The 17,649-nt window shown below is 46.8% G+C and carries 17 protein-coding genes; 8 read left to right on the top strand and 9 right to left on the bottom strand.

Features of this window, described 5'->3' with window-relative positions:
- Positions 1–27: 27 nt before the first annotated feature.
- A complete protein-coding gene (locus MKY44_RS18465) occupies positions 28–1,620 on the bottom strand; it encodes a catalase (RefSeq protein ID WP_445670656.1) in 1,593 nt (530 codons plus the stop codon).
- A gap of 209 nt (positions 1,621–1,829) precedes the next feature.
- On the opposite strand from MKY44_RS18465, the gene MKY44_RS18460 reads away from it, so the two are divergent.
- Positions 1,830–3,794 (top strand): ATP-dependent DNA helicase, encoded by a 1,965-nt coding sequence (locus tag MKY44_RS18460; protein WP_341008100.1) that lies wholly within the window; start codon positions 1,830–1,832, stop codon positions 3,792–3,794.
- Positions 3,795–4,283: 489 nt separating this feature from the next.
- Here MKY44_RS18460 and cysK read toward each other — a convergent pair whose 3' ends face one another.
- Positions 4,284–5,240, bottom strand: coding sequence for a cysteine synthase A (cysK, locus tag MKY44_RS18455; RefSeq protein WP_341008099.1), 957 nt, complete (start codon positions 5,238–5,240; stop codon positions 4,284–4,286).
- Positions 5,241–5,341: 101 nt separating this feature from the next.
- Here cysK and MKY44_RS18450 point away from each other — a divergent pair, with 101 nt between their 5' ends.
- On the top strand, positions 5,342–5,497 hold the full coding sequence (locus MKY44_RS18450; RefSeq protein ID WP_341008098.1) for a hypothetical protein: 156 nt from the start codon (positions 5,342–5,344) through the stop codon (positions 5,495–5,497).
- Between the two features lie 126 nt (positions 5,498–5,623).
- Here MKY44_RS18450 and MKY44_RS18445 read toward each other — a convergent pair whose 3' ends face one another.
- The 3 genes from MKY44_RS18445 to MKY44_RS18435 all read right to left on the bottom strand — a co-directional run bounded on the left by MKY44_RS18445 (position 5,624) and on the right by MKY44_RS18435 (position 7,742).
- Positions 5,624–6,007 (bottom strand): hypothetical protein, encoded by a 384-nt coding sequence (locus tag MKY44_RS18445; protein ID WP_341008097.1) that lies wholly within the window; start codon positions 6,005–6,007, stop codon positions 5,624–5,626.
- 467 nt (positions 6,008–6,474) lie between these two features.
- Positions 6,475–6,708 (bottom strand): hypothetical protein, encoded by a 234-nt coding sequence (locus MKY44_RS18440; RefSeq protein ID WP_017687536.1) that lies wholly within the window; start codon positions 6,706–6,708, stop codon positions 6,475–6,477.
- Complete coding sequence (locus MKY44_RS18435; protein ID WP_341008096.1) at positions 6,705–7,742, bottom strand: nucleotide-binding protein; 1,038 nt, start codon at positions 7,740–7,742, stop codon at positions 6,705–6,707. The genes MKY44_RS18440 and MKY44_RS18435 overlap by 4 nt, the downstream gene beginning before the upstream one ends.
- A gap of 948 nt (positions 7,743–8,690) precedes the next feature.
- On the opposite strand from MKY44_RS18435, the gene MKY44_RS18430 reads away from it, so the two are divergent.
- The gene (locus MKY44_RS18430; RefSeq protein ID WP_340914061.1) at positions 8,691–9,425 is read left to right on the top strand and encodes a YitT family protein; all 735 of its coding nucleotides are present in this window, start codon (positions 8,691–8,693) and stop codon (positions 9,423–9,425) included.
- 201 nt (positions 9,426–9,626) lie between these two features.
- On the opposite strand, the gene MKY44_RS18425 is transcribed toward MKY44_RS18430, so the two are convergent.
- Positions 9,627–10,097 carry a DUF2188 domain-containing protein gene (locus MKY44_RS18425; RefSeq protein WP_341008095.1) on the bottom strand — a complete coding sequence of 157 codons (471 nt, stop codon included), beginning with the start codon at positions 10,095–10,097 and terminating at the stop codon, positions 9,627–9,629.
- A 391-nt stretch (positions 10,098–10,488) separates the two neighbouring features.
- Between MKY44_RS18425 and MKY44_RS18420 the strand changes: the two genes are divergently transcribed.
- The 3 genes from MKY44_RS18420 (at position 10,489) to MKY44_RS18410 (ending at position 13,350) form a co-directional block, all read left to right on the top strand.
- Positions 10,489–11,289 carry a lipid II flippase Amj family protein gene (locus tag MKY44_RS18420; RefSeq protein ID WP_249913447.1) on the top strand — a complete coding sequence of 267 codons (801 nt, stop codon included), beginning with the start codon at positions 10,489–10,491 and terminating at the stop codon, positions 11,287–11,289.
- 135 nt (positions 11,290–11,424) lie between these two features.
- Positions 11,425–12,033: a TetR/AcrR family transcriptional regulator gene (locus MKY44_RS18415; protein WP_341008094.1), complete on the top strand. Its 609-nt coding sequence runs from the start codon at positions 11,425–11,427 to the stop codon at positions 12,031–12,033.
- 81 nt (positions 12,034–12,114) lie between these two features.
- Positions 12,115–13,350, top strand: a complete 1,236-nt coding sequence (locus MKY44_RS18410) for an MFS transporter (protein ID WP_341008093.1) — start codon at positions 12,115–12,117, stop codon at positions 13,348–13,350.
- Positions 13,351–13,455: 105 nt separating this feature from the next.
- On the opposite strand, the gene msrA is transcribed toward MKY44_RS18410, so the two are convergent.
- Both msrA and MKY44_RS18400 read right to left on the bottom strand, forming a co-directional pair.
- Positions 13,456–14,418 carry a peptide-methionine (S)-S-oxide reductase MsrA gene (gene msrA / locus MKY44_RS18405; RefSeq protein ID WP_341008092.1) on the bottom strand — a complete coding sequence of 321 codons (963 nt, stop codon included), beginning with the start codon at positions 14,416–14,418 and terminating at the stop codon, positions 13,456–13,458.
- 181 nt (positions 14,419–14,599) lie between these two features.
- Entirely contained in the window at positions 14,600–15,211 is a 612-nt protein-coding gene (locus tag MKY44_RS18400) for a TVP38/TMEM64 family protein (protein ID WP_341008091.1), read from the bottom strand.
- Positions 15,212–15,410: 199 nt separating this feature from the next.
- Here MKY44_RS18400 and MKY44_RS18395 point away from each other — a divergent pair, with 199 nt between their 5' ends.
- A complete protein-coding gene (locus MKY44_RS18395) occupies positions 15,411–16,349 on the top strand; it encodes a Gfo/Idh/MocA family protein (RefSeq protein ID WP_341008090.1) in 939 nt (312 codons plus the stop codon).
- Positions 16,350–16,381: 32 nt separating this feature from the next.
- Positions 16,382–16,696: a hypothetical protein gene (locus tag MKY44_RS18390; protein WP_036614451.1), complete on the top strand. Its 315-nt coding sequence runs from the start codon at positions 16,382–16,384 to the stop codon at positions 16,694–16,696.
- 25 nt (positions 16,697–16,721) lie between these two features.
- Here the strand turns inward: MKY44_RS18390 and MKY44_RS18385 are convergent, their stop codons facing one another.
- The gene (locus tag MKY44_RS18385) at positions 16,722–17,540 is read right to left on the bottom strand and encodes an AraC family transcriptional regulator (protein ID WP_017687546.1); all 819 of its coding nucleotides are present in this window, start codon (positions 17,538–17,540) and stop codon (positions 16,722–16,724) included.
- Positions 17,541–17,649 lie beyond the last annotated feature (109 nt).

Here is a 17,649-nt window from a genome sequence, read left to right as displayed (position 1 = left end):
CAGCGATCCAAACGCTGTCCAGCTATTTTAATATCCGTCCGTCTCACGACTCTGTTTCTTCGCTTGCTCGACACTTGGTTCATGTTTCGGTTGTACCGTCGTACTATCATCGGTTGGTACAGAGGCCAACCCTTCAGAGACGCGACGACCGTAATCTGCATCGGCTTGGGTGAAATAAGAGATCATGCGCTCCCGAATATCCGGTTTGCATTGTGCCAACGCGCCGACCATGTTGCTGATCAGCTCATCCCGCTCCCAATCTTCGAACGCCCGGTACGTATCACCCGCTTGTCCAAAGTCATTGGTACGCTCAATCTTCTCACGGACAAGTCGGCCTTCCACCAGTGGTTCATGTTCCTTGCCACGAGGGGGTGCTTCCTTTAAGCCACCAAGAGACGAAGGTTCGTAATTCACATGCGGATTCTGACCCGGTGCACGATCCACCTGATATTGCATTTGACCGCCGCTTTGATTCGTGGCAACCCGGTTCTTCGGTGCATTTACAGGCAATTGCAGATAGTTCGCACCCACCCGGTGACGCTGGGTATCCGAATAAGAGAAGGTGCGCCCTTGCAACAGTTTGTCATCTGAGAAATCCAGCCCGTCCACCAGGACACCTGTCCCGAACGCTGCTTGCTCCACTTCATTGAAATAATCCTCTGGATTACGATTCAGCGTCATTTTGCCCACAGGTAGAAAAGGAAACTGCTCCTGCGGCCACAACTTGGTCGGGTCCAGCGGGTCGAAGTCCAACTCTGGATGCTCGCCGTCCTCCATTACTTGAACGCACAGCTCCCATTCGGGATATTCCCCTTTTTCAATGGCGTGATACAGATCCAATGTCGCATGGTTGAAGTTCAGTCCCTGAATCTCGCTTGCGTCTTTTTGCAGGAGGTTGCGTATCCCTTGATTGAGCGGTTCCCAGTGGTATTTGATGAGTACGCCCGTGCCTTCCTGATTGACCCATTTATATGTATTGACACCCGAGCCTTGCATTTGCCGATAATTCGCTGGAATGCCCCATGGAGAGAAGAGGAATGTCACCATATGGGTAGCTTCAGGACTTAGTGATACAAAATCGAAAAACCGCTCCATATCCTGTGCATTGGTCAACGGGTCTGGCTTGAAGGCATGTACCATATCCGGGAATTTAAGCGGGTCACGAATGAAAAAGATTTTCAGGTTGTTACCCACGAGATCCCAGTTGCCATCTTCGGTATAGAATTTTACAGCAAATCCGCGCGGGTCCCGCAGTGTCTCCGGTGAATGTCCGCCATGTATAACGGTAGAGAAGCGAACGAAAACGGGCGTTTGTTTGCCTTTTTCCTGAAACAGACGTGCACGTGTGTACTTCGATACTGGTTCACTCCCGGCTGTTCCATACGCTTCAAATATGCCATGAGCGCCAGCACCGCGGGCATGGACCACACGTTCCGGAATACGTTCGCGGTCGAAGTGAGTAATCTTTTCGAGGAAATGATAGTTCTCCAGCGTAGTCGGTCCCCGGCTGCCAACGGTTCGTACATTCTGATTGTCCGTAATGGGATGACCTTGTCGATCCGTTAATGTCTCAGCTGATTTGTCTGAGGAATGCTCTGGTTGTGAAGACTGATGATTCATGGAGTGGAGCACCGCCTTTCCTTAAAGTGGATTCCTGTATATATTTTCCCTGAAAATTGGTTCTATACATTGAACCTCGCAAATAATCTCGTAAAAAAAGCTTGTCACCCGCTTCATCTCGTGAGATAATTAACTTTTGCCCAGCGGCCTTTTTGGAACGGGAAATTGAAATTGGACCGCTTTGTCTAAGAATGGAGGCTGACCTAGGATTGTCTACACAACGTTATCCTTTTGCATATGATCCGGCTGAACCTTTTGTATCCCGTCTCGGGGAATGGGTTGCCGATGTTTTTTACGATATTTTGCCAGAGTCCGGCTTCGAGGTACGGGATGAACAGATTTTTATGGCGTACCAGCTCGAACGGGCCTATGGAGATAAAAAGACCATTATGGCGGAGGCCGGTGTTGGAACAGGCAAGACGTTAGTCTATCTGCTCTACGCGGTCTGTTATGCACGTTATACGGGCAAACCGGCGGTGATCGCCTGTGCCGATGAGTCCTTGATTGAACAGCTTGTGAAGCCCGGCGGAGATATTGCGAAGCTGGCTGCACATCTGGACTTGGAAGTGGACGCACGTCTGGGCAAATCACCGGATCAATACGTTTGCTTGAACAAATTAAGTGCAATGCGATTTGCGGATGAGGATGCGCCTGTTATTGAAGAAGTGCATGAGAGCCTGCCGGATTTTGTAAATACGCCGGGTACACTTCAGGCTTTCCATCCGTATGGTGACCGTAAACAGTATCCACATCTGAATGATCGTCAGTGGAACAAAATCAACTGGGACCCGTTCCAGGATTGTTTTGTTTGTCCTAAAAGACAACGCTGCGGCCTGACGCTGTCGCGTGACCATTACCGTCGTTCCAAAGACATCATCATCTGTTCCCATGATTATTACATGGAGCATGTGTGGACCTATGATGCGCGCAAACGCGAGGGACAATTGCCACTCCTGCCTGATCACAGCTCAGTTGTATTTGATGAAGGACATTTGCTGGAAGAAGCAGCCCTGAACGCACTGAGCTACAAGCTGAAACACCGCATCTTCGAGGAACTCGTAACCCGTCTGCTTGAAGGAGAGATTCGTGAATCCCTCGCGGAGCGTGTGGATGAAGCTATTGAGAGCAGTGAGCGACTGTTTGCATTGCTGGATACGTATACGGTGGCGATTCCGGGATCGGAACGGAAGGAAGTTCGGGTAGAGCCGCCACTGCTGCGTGAGATTGAACGTCTGACGAGTGTGCTGGATGCGATCGGTGAGGAACTGGTATTTGAGAGCGGATTGTTCTCGTTGGATGGTTATCAGATGCGTGTGGTGGAAGAACATTTGGATATGATTCAGTCTGCGCTTGCCTTGTTCCGCAAGGAAGATGGTTACATCTGTTGGGCGGAAGAGAGCGAGGATGAGACGACCTTATCGATCATGCCGCGCACCGTGAAGGAAATGCTGAACGAGCGTGTGTTCAACACAGGTATTCCAATTGTGTTCTCCTCTGCAACGTTATCTGTGGATAGTTCATTCCGTTATGTGGCGGACAGCTTGGGTATTGATGATTTTGTATCATTCTCGGTGGCTTCCCCGTATGATTATGCGGACAAAATGAAGATGAAAATTACCAATGAAGCTGTACCGGGTCACCCGGAGAACGAAAATCGCTTGCGTGATGCGGTGTCGTTACTTCAGGAGAGTGGAGGACGTGCACTGATTCTGTTCCGTACGATGGAAGAGCTACGCGCGTTCAAACAGGACATCGTTCATGTACCTGAAGCAGAAGGTTTGCGCTTTATGTATGAGGGCGACCGGGAGATCAGTGATCTGATCGCGGCGTTCCAGCAGGATGAGGAGAGTGTGTTGTGCTCCGTTAATCTGTGGGAAGGACTGGACGTTCCAGGCCCGTCATTATCCAATGTCATGATCTGGTCGCTCCCGTATCCACCACAGGACCCTGTCTTCAATGCAAAACGCAGTGCGTCGGCAGCACCTTACGAAGAGATCGATCTTCCGTATATGCTCTTGCGTGTGAAGCAAGGTCTAGGACGTCTGATTCGGACAAGCACGGATTCCGGTTCCGCGGTCATTCTCGATGAATCGCTGTATACCAAAAAGGAAGCCAAAGACCGTATTGCGGCCCTGCTTCCTGAAGGTGTGGAATGGACAACCCTGACACACTAACCAGCTTACGTTAAATGTTCTTGCCTTATTTTTGATGATAAGGTTTCTTGCCAAAATAAGTTCTTGTTCTCTGCGGATTCATCATCCGTATGTGAGCAAGAGCTTTTTTTATTTTGATGGTTCCTCTAATGTACTTCGCTTCCCTTTTTTTCGAGGGGTTTTCCCTCGCTCCTCGCTACCAATCGCTCCAACATTCTAACGACCCTACCGCACCTTATTAGGGTGATAATGAAGTGATGTAAATTCTAACGAATCTCAGTAACGTTATCCCGCCGAAAATAGCTCTTAAGCCTGTAAATCGACCGAATTTGGAGAAATAACGTCGCTGTGATTCGTTACACGTCAGACCTGCGCAAATAGGAGCGAATAGCGTGTGCTCGGTTCATTAGAACCAATGACCAATGAGCGCTAATAAGGGAGAGGTTCTGTCATGCTCATGACTTATGGGACATGGAAGTCCCTTTTTGATGTGTATAGATTTTTGCTGTGTTAAAAAATACCCATGCTCAGATACCGTTCCCCGGTATCCGGCGCAATGCAGAGCACCCGGTGCCCCGGCCCCAGTTCCTTCGCAATGCGAAGGGAGGCCCACACCGAAGCCCCGGAGGAAGGGCCGAGCAACAGCCCTTCCCGGGCAGCAAGCTGCCGCATCGTATCCAGTGCGTCCTCATCGGACACCTGGATGATGGCATCCCACACGTCGGTATTCAGGATGTCCGGAATGAACCCCGGACTTGTACCGACGAGCTTGTGTGCTCCGGGCTCGCCACCGGACAACACCGGAGAACCTTTGGGCTCCACCGCATAGATGCGGATGTCAGGTAACTGCTTACGCAGTTCTTCCCCGGTGCCGGTGATGGTTCCGCCAGTTCCTGCCGTAGCGATGAAGGCATCCAGCTTGCCTTCCATCTGCTGCATAATCTCGGGAGCCGTCGTGATCCGGTGAATGTCCGGGTTCGCCTGATTCTCGAACTGCTGCGGAATGAAACTTCCTGGAATGTCTGCTTGAAGTTCTTTCGCTTTGCGAATTGCACCAGGCATCCGCTCCGCAGCAGGGGTGAGCACCACATCTGCGCCGTAGGCTTTCAGAATGTTGATGCGCTCCTTAGACATATTGTCAGGCATGATCAGAATGGCTTTATATCCTTTGGCGGCGGCATTCATCGCAAGACCAATTCCGGTATTGCCACTCGTCGGTTCGATAATGGTAGCACCAGGGAGCAAGTGTCCCGCAAGTTCAGCCTGAACGATCAGGTTATAGGCGGCACGGTCTTTGACGCTGCCACTTGGGTTGAAGTATTCCAGTTTCACGTATACATCAGCGGAGTCGCTGCCTGTGAGTCTGTTCAGTTTGACGGCAGGTGTCTGGCCGATCAGTTCGGTTACATCTGCTGCAATGCCTGTATGTGCGGGTGTTTGTTTAATCGAATGTGTATTCAAATCCATGAAGTACAGCTCCTTGATTGATAAGACGTTGAGGTATATCCGGTTAGAGTCAAGTCCCACTGAACCAGTCTGTCAGCCATTGATGGCAAGCAGGCTGGTTTTTGTTTATAAGAATTGAATTCAGTTCATGCCTTATTGGAATGGTTGGATATCTCTATTCCATCTTAATGAACGTAACCTTCCGTGGTCAACTTGTTTTGCTGGAGATGGATATTCTGAGGCTGACACTTGAAGCAGTAATGAACATCAACAATTAGTGTAGTGACGTTTTGCAATGGATTCAAGCGTAACCTTAGATGGTGAGCAGGTTGATCATATCCATCTGATTTAGATGAACAATAGAAGGGGTTCGCATACCCGGGTTCAATATTGTTAGAGTTGTATCAAGTCTGCACCAAGTCCATCTGCAGATGCCGACTGAGTTCTTTTTTGACTTCATTGCGTGCGAATGTCCACAGCATATAGAACCGTTGCCAATACCCTCTGCACATATACAGAGTTTCGATACCCTCGGCTTCCCGTTTCTCTTCCAGTACTTTGACACCACGGGTTCTCATCTGTTTACGAAGGGTCAACATCTCCTTGAGCACATTGTTCTGAATGCGGGTCAGCGACAGAATGTAGACTTCGGGCATCTTTAGTAGCAGCGTATCCAGTGTGCGAATATCTCGTTCAAGTACATCCAGCAAAAGCGTGCGCACAACCAGACCTTTAATCAGACGATGGTCTTCATCCACAGGGGATGGGGCGGAGTTTGAGGATGTCATATGTTCACTTCCTTAACCTTTAATTGGAATTTTATATTTGCAGAACATGTGTTCCTATATTATAATCAATATATGTAATGGAGATACACAATACAACCGAGAAATATTGGAAGCACATATTACCGCATTTTCCTAAAGGTACAGATAATGAATGAAGCTAGGGATTTAGGGACAAGCCTGCTCCAAAATAAGGTATAATTTATGGGTTTTGCAGGAAACCTAAGGTCATAAACCAAATAAGCCTTATGCAATGCAGTCTGCTACAGAAGTAATTACAAGCAATGAATTACTGCAATGAATTGCGATCATGATTCAAGGATGTCTTGCCTTAACACGATAGCACCAGGTCAACGAGTAGAAGCAGTTTTATTTTAGCGAAAATGAGCAACAAAAAAGCCCCTGCCTTGGGCGGCGGGGCCTATGGAATACTGCCGATTCAGCGGCAGGTTTGATGATGTGTTCAGAAATTATGCAAGATATTGAGGTTTTTCGTAGAACGCCTCTTTTTCAAGGATGACCTTATAAGGTCTTTCCTTGCCCTTCAGGGAGGGCCCAATGGTCGTTAGCGGTACGGCCGGCTTGTGGAAACGATCTTCTTCCTTGGGTTCCGGAACCGGTCGTGATGATTCGGGCGCAGAACTGAGGCGTACCTTTTTTTCGCTGCCCCAGCGCTTGCTTATTTTTTTCGTTTCCGGTTTCATTCCGGTTCGCCTCCTAACAAATCGTTGATGGCGTTGAACAGTTGACGATTCTGTAGGTCAATCTGCTGAAATACCGCCTCATCCGCTTCAATATGTCCAATAATGTGAACGGTGATTACATACCTCTTGGCTACAGGATAGCATAGCAGATACTCTTTCTCAAGGTAATCATCATACAGGTTAATCTTGATTTTATTCTCCCGGTAAGAATCAATCACCAGGATACGCTTGGGATCATCCGGTTGTTTGTCGTCGTTAGCGGACAAGTCATACTTTCTCCCCGGTTCTCCAACATTACCACATAATTGCTCAATATAACCACTGTCATCTGTACGGTATATGGCTGTGCCACGTACCGCGAATGGAGGATGAGAGACAAAGGCAGTACGCAGGGCATCGCTCATTCGCTCCAGCATCTTGGCATCTGCTTTGCGGGTACGCAGCAATTCCCTAAAGAACCGCAGCAACTTAAGCAGTTGTAACCTCGCTTCTCCCTCAGTGCGTTTATGCTTCTCAATGATGTTCTCCAATTCTGGATCACTCCAGCGTCCTTGTTCCTCAATACTGTCTGCGATTTTGGAACATGCCACGGACACGGCTGGTGCCCACTTTCCGTCAGAACGGATTTCATATACGAGTGGATTTAATCCCAGCAGATCTGTGGGCATACGCAATCCTTCGACCTTGGTTGTGTCCTTAATGTCTGTAATATCCTCAGGAAGAATGAAAAAAATACGTTTTCGTCCCAGACGACCCATAAACAGACCCATTTCCAGCATTGTATTATCCCGGACCGACGCGTAGTACTTCCCGCGAATTTTGGATATATCATCCGGATGAAAAATAAAAATGGCAAAGTCAGTCGTACGGACCTCTACTTCCAGATCGTCCATGGTATAGCTGCTTGGATTAAAAACCCCGGAATACCAAGGGGTAACTTCGGCTGAAAAACGTAAGTTTTCGTGTACTGCGGCTGCAATCTGCTTCGCTTCCAGCGAGCAGCCAATAAAGACTCTTGGCTTTAACGTTTTCATCAATCCGCCTCGCTTAAACGGTAGTGGGATTCAATTGTTATATTATACCATAAACAGCAGAGTAAGTCTGGAAACGTCTGAACTGGACAAAGAATAAGCCGATTACGTTTGCTATAGTGTATGTGTGAAAGGAAAATGATTCCTTTAAAAAGCGCAAGAAAATAAAAAAAGGCCTCAATTTGTCACAGTTGGGTGACTGACAGTTATTTTTGGAAGCTTTGGTCATAGAATAAAGGAGCAGGTTGCACCATTAGCAAGCATTGCTTATCCTGGTGTTGCCGTATGACTGCTGGAGCAGTCCAAAGGCTGCTTTATGCCTGTTTTTGAGGGGTCTGCTGTTTAGACCCGGTCACGTTGGTGTTATATAATAGAAGAACAAGCAAGTTAGCTTTGGTGTTTAAACTGAATGAACTTGCAACTGCTGTAAGTTGGATTTACAATTTACACAGGAACGAAGAGTGCAGAACCCATCTATAGAAGCGAAGCGTTCTCCTAAAAGCTTTTTGAATGAAAGCAGCTTCAGAAGCATAAGCGATCACCGGATTTTCCCCAGAGGGAAAATGGAATTCCAAAAATCCGGGGATAACCGCGATCAAAAGAGGGTACTGTAATCCAAGTGTAAGTGTACAATTAAATGTTCAAGCTTATGCATTGTAGTTATTTTTCAGTTTAACTGAGCACAGCTAACCACAACAGAACAGAAAGGATCAGGATACCATGAGTTCCCGAAGGACAATCTCCCCAAGGACGATCTGGAAACGTTACGATCTCTCATACACATAGCGCCCCTTGTAGAGTACATCAACCGGTTCAAAAAAACGGCTGACTCTGCGAAAGAGGGGATTGGAATGAATATTCGAAGGACGTACACGATGATTTCTTCCAGGCTTACCTTTTGCAGGGTACGGTCGGTCTAAAAACCAACCTACAAACTGCGAGGGAACCTGAATGAAGAGAACATCGTTAACCTTACAACACGTTAAAACAGAGGCGATCAAATTCGCCATTATGCTACTCGGTACATTTATTTTAGCTTTTGCTTATTATCACATTAACTTTCAGAATCATTTATCGGAGGGCGGATTTGTTGGTCTGGCCCTGCTCGGAAAATACGCAACAGGCTTATCACCTGCTATCGGTATGTTGTTACTGGACATTCCGGTCATGATCCTGGCTTGGTTCCTCAAAGGCTGGAAATTCATGATTCAGGCATTGCTTGGCGTCGGTGCATTTTCCCTATTCTATGACGGCTTTGAACGATACTCCACACTGGTATTGTCGTTTAACGGAAATCTGTGGATTCCGGCAGTTCTATCCGGTATATTGACAGGGGTAGGCGCTGGGATCGTGCTTCGATTCGGTGGAGCGACAGGCGGAGACGATATTCTCGCCGTGCTGGTTAGCCGCTGGAAGGGATGGAAGCTGGGAACAGTTTTCTTTGTCAGCGATGCTTTTGTATTGGGATTGTCGCTTTTCTTTCTTCCGGTAAAAGAAACTTTATATACGATTCTGGCCGTATGGATTGCCAGTAAAGTCATCACGTACGTTGTTAGTGTTCCGGCTCGCGGAACCGTGGTTACAACTTCGACTGTGAAATTGCCGATGCCATCGGCTGCAGCCAAGGCAGTTAACGCTGCTGCTATTTCACAACGGACTACGGTGGCTAGAGGGGTATCCAATTAACCATACGTTTCAGAACAACCATAACCTGTATGCATCATATTCAGGTCTTGATAGTTAAAGTTCATACAAAATCCCTTTTTCTGCTCTTCAGCAGCAAAAGGGATTTTGTTGTTTTTGCTCATGGAATGATTTTAAATTCGCTGAACACTGGAATGACAGCCCACTGTGAAAACAGCCATTTTCCGATGTCATCCGATTCATTCAGGGTTTGATCGAAGAAGCAATCTGACCATCCTGATTATGGATAATCGCGCGAATATTCTGTTTGCTACTGAGTTTTTTGGCTTCATCCACGGCTTCAGCTTTAGTATCAAATGTGGACAGATAGTTGGACTTTCCTTCTTCCTTTATCGCCCAACCGGAGTCGGTAGGCACGACATGGATGTTGTCATGACTTTTGGACGAAGAAACGGGCTCAGAATGACGACGATCCGTGGAAGACGACTTTTTAGGGTTGGAATTATCGGAAGAAGATGTGGAGTCCGATTTCGAACTTTCCGGCACGGGATGATTTTCATCCCATTCTTCCGCCTTAGCTGTCGCTATGGCAATCGAGCGCCCTTCCTCATACCCGTCATCGAGCAGAGCGTTGGCAATCTCAATTGCTTTATGTCTGACACGTGGTTCCAGGTTCTTCATGGATACCGGATAATCCTGTTTGTTCCAAGGCATATGAACCCCTCCTGTACAATAATGGATTAGTTGTATATTACCCTGTGAGGGGAGGGATAAACGATGAACAGCCGAGGTCGTAAGTGCATTTACCGATGATCTATATAAATTGAAATAAACATTTACACGAAACGGAGAGGACAGAAAAAACCTGAAGAAACGAAGTGTTCGCCTTTATCCCCGGATTTACCTCTTTCTATAAGGAATCAAAAAATCTGGGGATAACAGCGATCGGAAGGTTGTTCTGTCATCAGAGTGTCCCAGTGTAAACATTCTTTATTTCAACTTATATAAAAGGATCTCGTTCCTATACTTTTGCAAGCCAGAGGAGTATAATGCTGTCCATGAAAGAAATAAGTTCAATAATAGGAATATAAAGGAGTACATACATATGTTTAGTCTTAGTCTAGCAATCCCTATGCTGTTCACCATGCTGATTCATGCCGCAGACAGCTTGTCATACGCGCTCCGCCTCGGTGGATTACGCACCCGCAGAATCGCGCTGGCCATCTCTTTGGCGGGTATCTTGCTGCTGGTTTCTAGAACTTCGAATATGGCCCAGGGCCCAATGGTAGGTAATCTGGTGGATACTGCAACACGTGGAGCCAATCCACACTTTGCAGCGCAGCTGCACTGGTTAATGGGTGCGGCAACAATTGGAACGGCATTAGCCATATTGTGTTTTCCAACGATGGTGAAGCTCTCATCAAGAATGGTTGTGCATTTTGAAGCAGCCGGTTCCATCCCTGCGATGGTTCGCGGTATGCTGAAGCGAAGCAAGATTAGAAATGCAACGTATTACATCACCCCGCCATCCTGGAAGATGGCCAAACGATTGGTACAGCATGGGATGCCAAGACGGTTAATGCTGCTGAATGTAGCGGTAACCGCAATCTATACCACTGGTGTCCTGTCCAGCTTGTACGCAGCGTATCTTTACCCAGGGCAGGCTGTAGCTGCATCCCAATCAACCGGGTTAATTAACGGAATAGCGACTATTTTACTAACCATCTTGATTGATCCGCGGATTTCCCTGCTCAGTGACAAATCATTACGTGGTGAGATCCGTTTGGATCGTATGAATCAGATCTATGGGTGCATGCTCGTGTCCCGTCTATTCGGTACACTGTTGGCACAGTTGTTATTAATTCCATTTGCGTATTGGATCGGTTGGATCGTAAGTATGATGTGACGACTCTTTCCTGAATTGTAGCCAGGCACTCTCTTGTACATCTTTTGAAGCAGCAAATGAGAGGGTGTCTGTGCAAATTGAATTGACGGGGTATTTGTGCTGTGATAATATTAGACCGAATAGTCGGTTTAATTTATGGAGGTTTTTCCAATCGAAGTTAAACGAAGAAAAGATGTTGCCCAGATAAAGAAAGACATTGCACGTAATACCAAGGAACTGTTTGCCCAAAAGGGATATAGTGCAACTTCCATGGAAGACATATGTACGATTAACAATCGGAGTAAAGGCAGCATCTATTATCATTTCAAAAGCAAAGAAGAGTTATTCATGTATCTAATCAAGCTTAACAATGAAGATTGGATGGATGCTTGGCTGGACAAAGAATCCGGGTATAAGACTGCCGTAGACAAATTGTACGGACTTGCTGACCATTACGTGGATGATTTGGCTAACCCGCTGAATCACGCCATTAACGAGTTTGTCTCGGGTCAGGTCGTCAGTCAGGAGATGCTTGATGAGATGCTTTCCCTGATCCGAATTCCATATGCGACATACGAGTCCATTATTACTAAAGGGATGGAAGGTGGGGAGTTAAAACCGGATGACCCACAGGATGTAATGCACATTATCTACGGTCTGTTTAGCGGATTGACTACACTCTATTATGAGAAGGACCTGACGGATATTCGTCGTATTTACCACAAAGGCATGGCCGCTCTGCTGGCAGGCATTCAACAACGTTAACCATGAAAAGCTGATGTAACGTCAGTTTTTCTTTTTAAATATCAATAAACCGGACAGTCGGTTTAAAAGAGGAGATGGAGAATGAACACATTGTTCAGAAATAAAGCTTTTTTAATCGTGACAGGGTCTGATCTGCTGCAAAATCTGGCGATATGGATCCGGAATATGGCGATCCTCTATTATGTGATGGATCGAACTCAGGGAAGTCCAATAGCCGTCTCGCTGATTACCGTACTTGAATATGCCCCGATTTTTGTTTTCTCCATCGTTGGCGGTGCACTTGCTGATCGCTGGAATCCCAAACGTACAATGATATTGGGGGATATTCTGAGTGCGTTGTCTATTGTCATGATTATCGGTGTTTTATCTTCGGGATATTGGCAGATTCTATACGTAGCCACGTTTGTATCCTCTATAGTTAGTCAGTTTTCTCAGCCATCCTCTCTAAAGATTGTAAGGCGAAATGTAAAGGGAGAACATTTGCAATCTGCAATTGCTATTACACAGAGTGGTCAATCGTTGTTTTTAATTCTCGGACCAATCGTAGGAACGTTTATATACACTGCAATGGGAATTCAGGCGTCCATGTACGCATTACTCATTCTATTCCTCACCTCTGCGCTTCTACTCACATTTCTGCCTAAAGACGCCACGCAGCGGGAAACAAATACCTCATTATTAGCGGATATCAAAGAGGGATATCAATATGTTGCTCGATCTCGCTCGTTAAAAATGCTTAGTCTGGTGTTCATCTGTATAGGGCTTTCTGCGGGTCTCATCAGCCCACTTGGAATATTTCTGATCACTGAACGTCTGGGACTTGAAGCAACGTCGTTACAGTTCCTCTCTGGAGCGTCCGGAATAGGTTTATTGATTGGAGGAGGTATTGCGGCTGCAGTAAGTGCCAAGCTGAACCAGACCTTAACTCTGCTTGTAGGTGTGCTGTGTCTGGCTGTAGCCACGATGGGGGAAGTGTTATCCAGTTGGTTCTGGCTGACCCTTTTGATCAGCTTCTTAAGCTCAATCAGTTTGGCATTCATCAACGTCATCATCTCCACATACTTGGTCACTCGGATCGATGAGCACTTGATCGGGAGAGTGAATGGCACCATCACACCTTTATTCATAGGAAGCATGCTTCTTGGATCTTCCATGGCAGGTGTACTGATGAACAGCACATCCATTTTTATCGTCTACGCAATCTCGGTTACCGTGATGATCATGGGTATTGTTCCAGCGATGCGAATTCAATTTCATAATGATCAGACGGCTCCTGCCAGCCAATTGAATTCGGAAATCTCTTCGAGCCAAACCTAATCAAATACATTCTTGTGCAACAATAGTTTGTCTATGCAAAAAAAGAATGTACAACAAAAAAGCAGCGGGATCATCCCACTGCTTTTTTTGTATTTGTATTATAACTTATTGGAAAAGGACGGCGTACTCACCGTATCCTTCTTTTTGCAAGTCTTCTTTGGGTACAAAACGAAGTGCCGCAGAGTTGATGCAATAACGCATTCCACCTGCTTCGGCAGGACCATCGTTGAACAGGTGCCCCAGATGGGAATCCCCCTCACGACTTCTCACTTCGGTACGAATCATGAAGTGGCTGAGATCAGTTTTTTCCTTCACGTTGTGGTCACGCAATGGACGTGTGAAGCTCGGCCAGCCGCAGCCGGAATCGTATTTGTCCGTAGAACTGAACAATGGCTCGCCAGATACGATGTCCACATAGATACCATCACCGTGGTGATCCCAGAATTCGTTATGGAATGCAGGCTCGGTCGCGCTGTTCTGCGTAACTTCATATTGAAGCGGCGTCAAACGCTCTTTCAGCCCGTCTTTATCCACGTTACCGGTCCAGTTGCGTTCGATGAAATCTACACGTCCAGAACCTTTGCTGTAGCGTTTGTAATGGGCAGGGTTCTTCCGGTGATAATTTTGGTGATGTTCTTCCGCTTCATAGAACGGTTTGGCTGGCAAAATCGGAGTGAAGATTGGTTTGTCAAAACGTCCGCTTTGTCCCAGCTCCGCTTTGGAAGCTTCCGCAATCTGGCGCTGTTCTTCGCTGTGATAGAAGATGACCGTCTGATAGGAAGATCCACGGTCATGGAATTGCCCGCCTGTATCCGTAGGATCAATCTGCTGCCAGAACAGTTCAACCAGTTTCTTATAAGGGAAGATGGCAGGGTCAAACGTAATTTGCACAGCTTCTACATGTCCTGTTGTCTCCGAGCAGACTTCTTCATATGTTGGATTCTCGGTATGTCCTCCTGTATAACCCGATACGATCTTATGAATACCGGGCAGTTCTTCAAAGGGGGATACCATACACCAGAAGCATCCGCCTGCAAAAGTTGCTAACTCACTTGAATGTTGTTCCATGCTATAGTCACTCCATTTCTGATGAAGATTTAGCGCTCGTGTTCGAGCTCCAGCAATCTACCGTTTTATTAAAACTTGTTACACAAGCATTAGGCTTGCTCTTCTATTATATCCTGAATTGGCAAGCCAACCAAGCCGGGATGAAAACAAGTTGAATCTGAACGGTTTGCGAATTCTGAATTCAGGCTTTGTTGCGTGACCGAAAGCGAAATAAGAGCAATACAATGGCCATGAACACCAGATATCCGGCAAGGATGGCCAGGCTCAGCCAGATTGAGGTTTCAGCCTGTGCACCTGCATAGGCAAATACAAAAATCGCTGGCATTTTCCCAATGGCCGTGGCAACCATGAAGACCCAGAATGGCGTGTACGTTATACCTGCGTAGATATTAACGGCCATCTGAGGCACGATCGGCAACAGTCGCATCGACATGACACCCATGAACGGATGTGTTTCCATCCATGTGGTAAAACGGTTCAGACCCCGAATACGTTCGAGGTACGATCTCGCCTGATGTCTGAAGATGGTTCTTGCTCCGCCATAGACGAGCATGGCTGCAAGTGTGGTGCCAAGCCAGCATATCCAGGCTGCCGTGGTGGTACCGTAACTGTAACCAAAGGCGATAATAACAAACTTATAAGGAATTACAGGCACAAGAGCAAAAAATGTTGCCATGGCGAGTAACAGCGGGATGGACTGATGGAGATCGGTCCAGGCCAGCAGTTCATATCTGTAAATAAACGTGACTCCTGCAAGTAAAACATATAACAGAAGCCATAACCATTTTCGCAAAATCCCAAACGCTCCTTTCAGATCAGGCAGGTCTAGTCGTGTCCCGATCTGTACTGCTGTTCCTTATAAGTTTACCACGTTCGCCCGTTGTCTGAACAATTCGAGCGAAGTCTGCTGCAATCACTGGCAAGTTGCTGTCCGAAGGGTTACACTATAGGACGTGGAAATATAGAACCGAACTGAAGGTGGAGTGATCATCATGGAAACAACCCAACGTAAACGAGTTGCAATTATCGGCCTCGGCGATATTGCACGTAAAGTATATTTGCCGCTGTTAACAGCTCATCCGAACGTGGAGATTGTAGGCATTATGAACCGATCTCCGGAGCCGGTCAAAGCCGTTCAGGAGGCGTATCGATTAGAATGGGGAACAACGGATTTGAAAGAACTGTTGTCCTGGAACTTGGATGCGGTGTTTGTACATACAGCAACGGAAGCGCACTTTGACATTGTCATGCAATGTCTGGAACAGGGATTAGCCGTGTACGTAGACAAACCGTTATCCTATACGATTCGGGAGTCGGAAGAGATGACTGCTTTTGCCGAGGCACAAGGGCTGCTACTCGCAGTAGGCTTCAACCGTAGATTCGCACCGATGTACCAAAAAGCGAAAGAATGGATGCAGGATGGAAAAGGTTTTGAATCCTTGACAGTGACCAAACATCGTACAGGCATTCAGGATCGTCCTGCGGCAGAAACTATCTATGATGACCTCATCCATATACTGGATCTGATGTTGTGGTACTCGAATCATAATGTGGAGTTGCTTCATCAATGGATTCGGAAGAATGATCTGGACAGACTGCTGCATGCAACCGGAACGGCCAAGCTGGGCAGAACAGCCTACGGTCGATTCGATATGGTGCGTGAAGCTGGGGCAGATCTGGAGAAGATCGAATTGCATGGTGGTGGACGATCTGTTGAAGTGGTGAACATGGACACGATCAGCTACATGGAACAGGGGAGTCTGGAAACCAAAGAAACGTTCGGGAGCTGGGACACCGTGTTAACACGCAGAGGTTTTAGCGGAGCAGTTGACAATTTCCTGGCTTGTCTGGACTCACCTGATGATTGCCTGATCAGTGCAAGTCATGTCATGGACAGTCATGAACTGGCGGAACAATTGATTCGCAAATAATTGCAGAATACACATACGGAGGAATACAAGTCATGGATGAATATGAAAAGGAACGTAATAAACAGATCGAGGAAGCTGTTGTAGAAACCTATAAACAGGAAGAAGAGATGATGATCCTCGTATTTGCCCAGTGGTGTGTCAATAATGGTTTGGACCCGGAAGAGATGTACCGGCAAGCCTACCCGAATCAGCAGAGCAACGAGCGTTTGCAGCAGGTGCAGAAGCTGATTGTATCCAAGGAGGAAGCCGGTGAGATCCCGGATGATACGGTACTTGGCGTGTTGTCCATGTTTGGCAATGAAGATCTGGCGATGGTTGTATCCGAGGCCATAGCCGCGCGCAAATAAGTTCAACTTACGTATACTGGTATGATTACATCTGTTCCCGGTGAATAACGCGGAATTCCTTCGGGGACATGCCGAACCGGGAACGGAATACCCGATGAAAATAGGTATAGTTGTTAAAGCCGGAAGACTCAGACACTTGCTCCAGGGTCATTGGACTGAAAATAATTCGTTCCCTGGCCATATTCAGCCGTACGTCAAGCGTGTATTGCATGATGCTTTTGCCAAACGCTTCTTTGAAGAGATGAACCCCCCGTGAGACACTGATGCCAATATGTGTTGCCACATCATCGAGCTTGAATAAAGAGGAAGCGTTTTCTTCAATATAGTTCTTGATCTCATAAGCTACGTAATTGGTGTTGGTTATCGTTGGATGCTCCGCGAGCAGACGATCCACTTCGAGACATAAAATTCGCATATAATAACTTGAAATTTCCGGATAAGGATTGGAGATGCGGCGCTGCTCCAGTACGAGCTGTCGAAACAGGACCAAGAGGCTTTCCGTCAGTTCGACTTTGATCCGGGTCGGCCGTTTGTGACGTTTCCACCACTCATCCACCCAGGAACCATTAAAGAAGATGTGATAGTCGCCACTCTCCACCAGTCGTTCTCCCATCGGATTGGTTTCATTGTCTATTCTCAGCTCATAGGGTTCGTCAGGATCAAAAAGAAGCAGATCGCCCGCATCTACCAGGGACATGTCCCCGTCTATGCGTGCACGGCAACGTCCGTCTGTTTGCAGTCTTAACAGGTAGTTCTTCACACCTTCGGGCTGCACCATAGCGTAGGGTTTACGATGAAATGAAAAGCCTGCTGTAAGAACTTGGCAGGATTGATCTGTCGGCATGGGCATACTCCTTGCAATTTGAAAATTATGACCAGATAGTTCATGTTTCAATCATATTATTCATTTTAATTGAAGCTGAAACGGAATACCATAGAATTAGATTTAAGGA

Source organism: Paenibacillus sp. FSL R7-0026 (assembly GCF_038004485.1).
Classification (GTDB): domain Bacteria; phylum Bacillota; class Bacilli; order Paenibacillales; family Paenibacillaceae; genus Paenibacillus; species Paenibacillus xylanexedens_A.
This window is presented reverse-complemented; position numbering and strand designations above follow the sequence as displayed.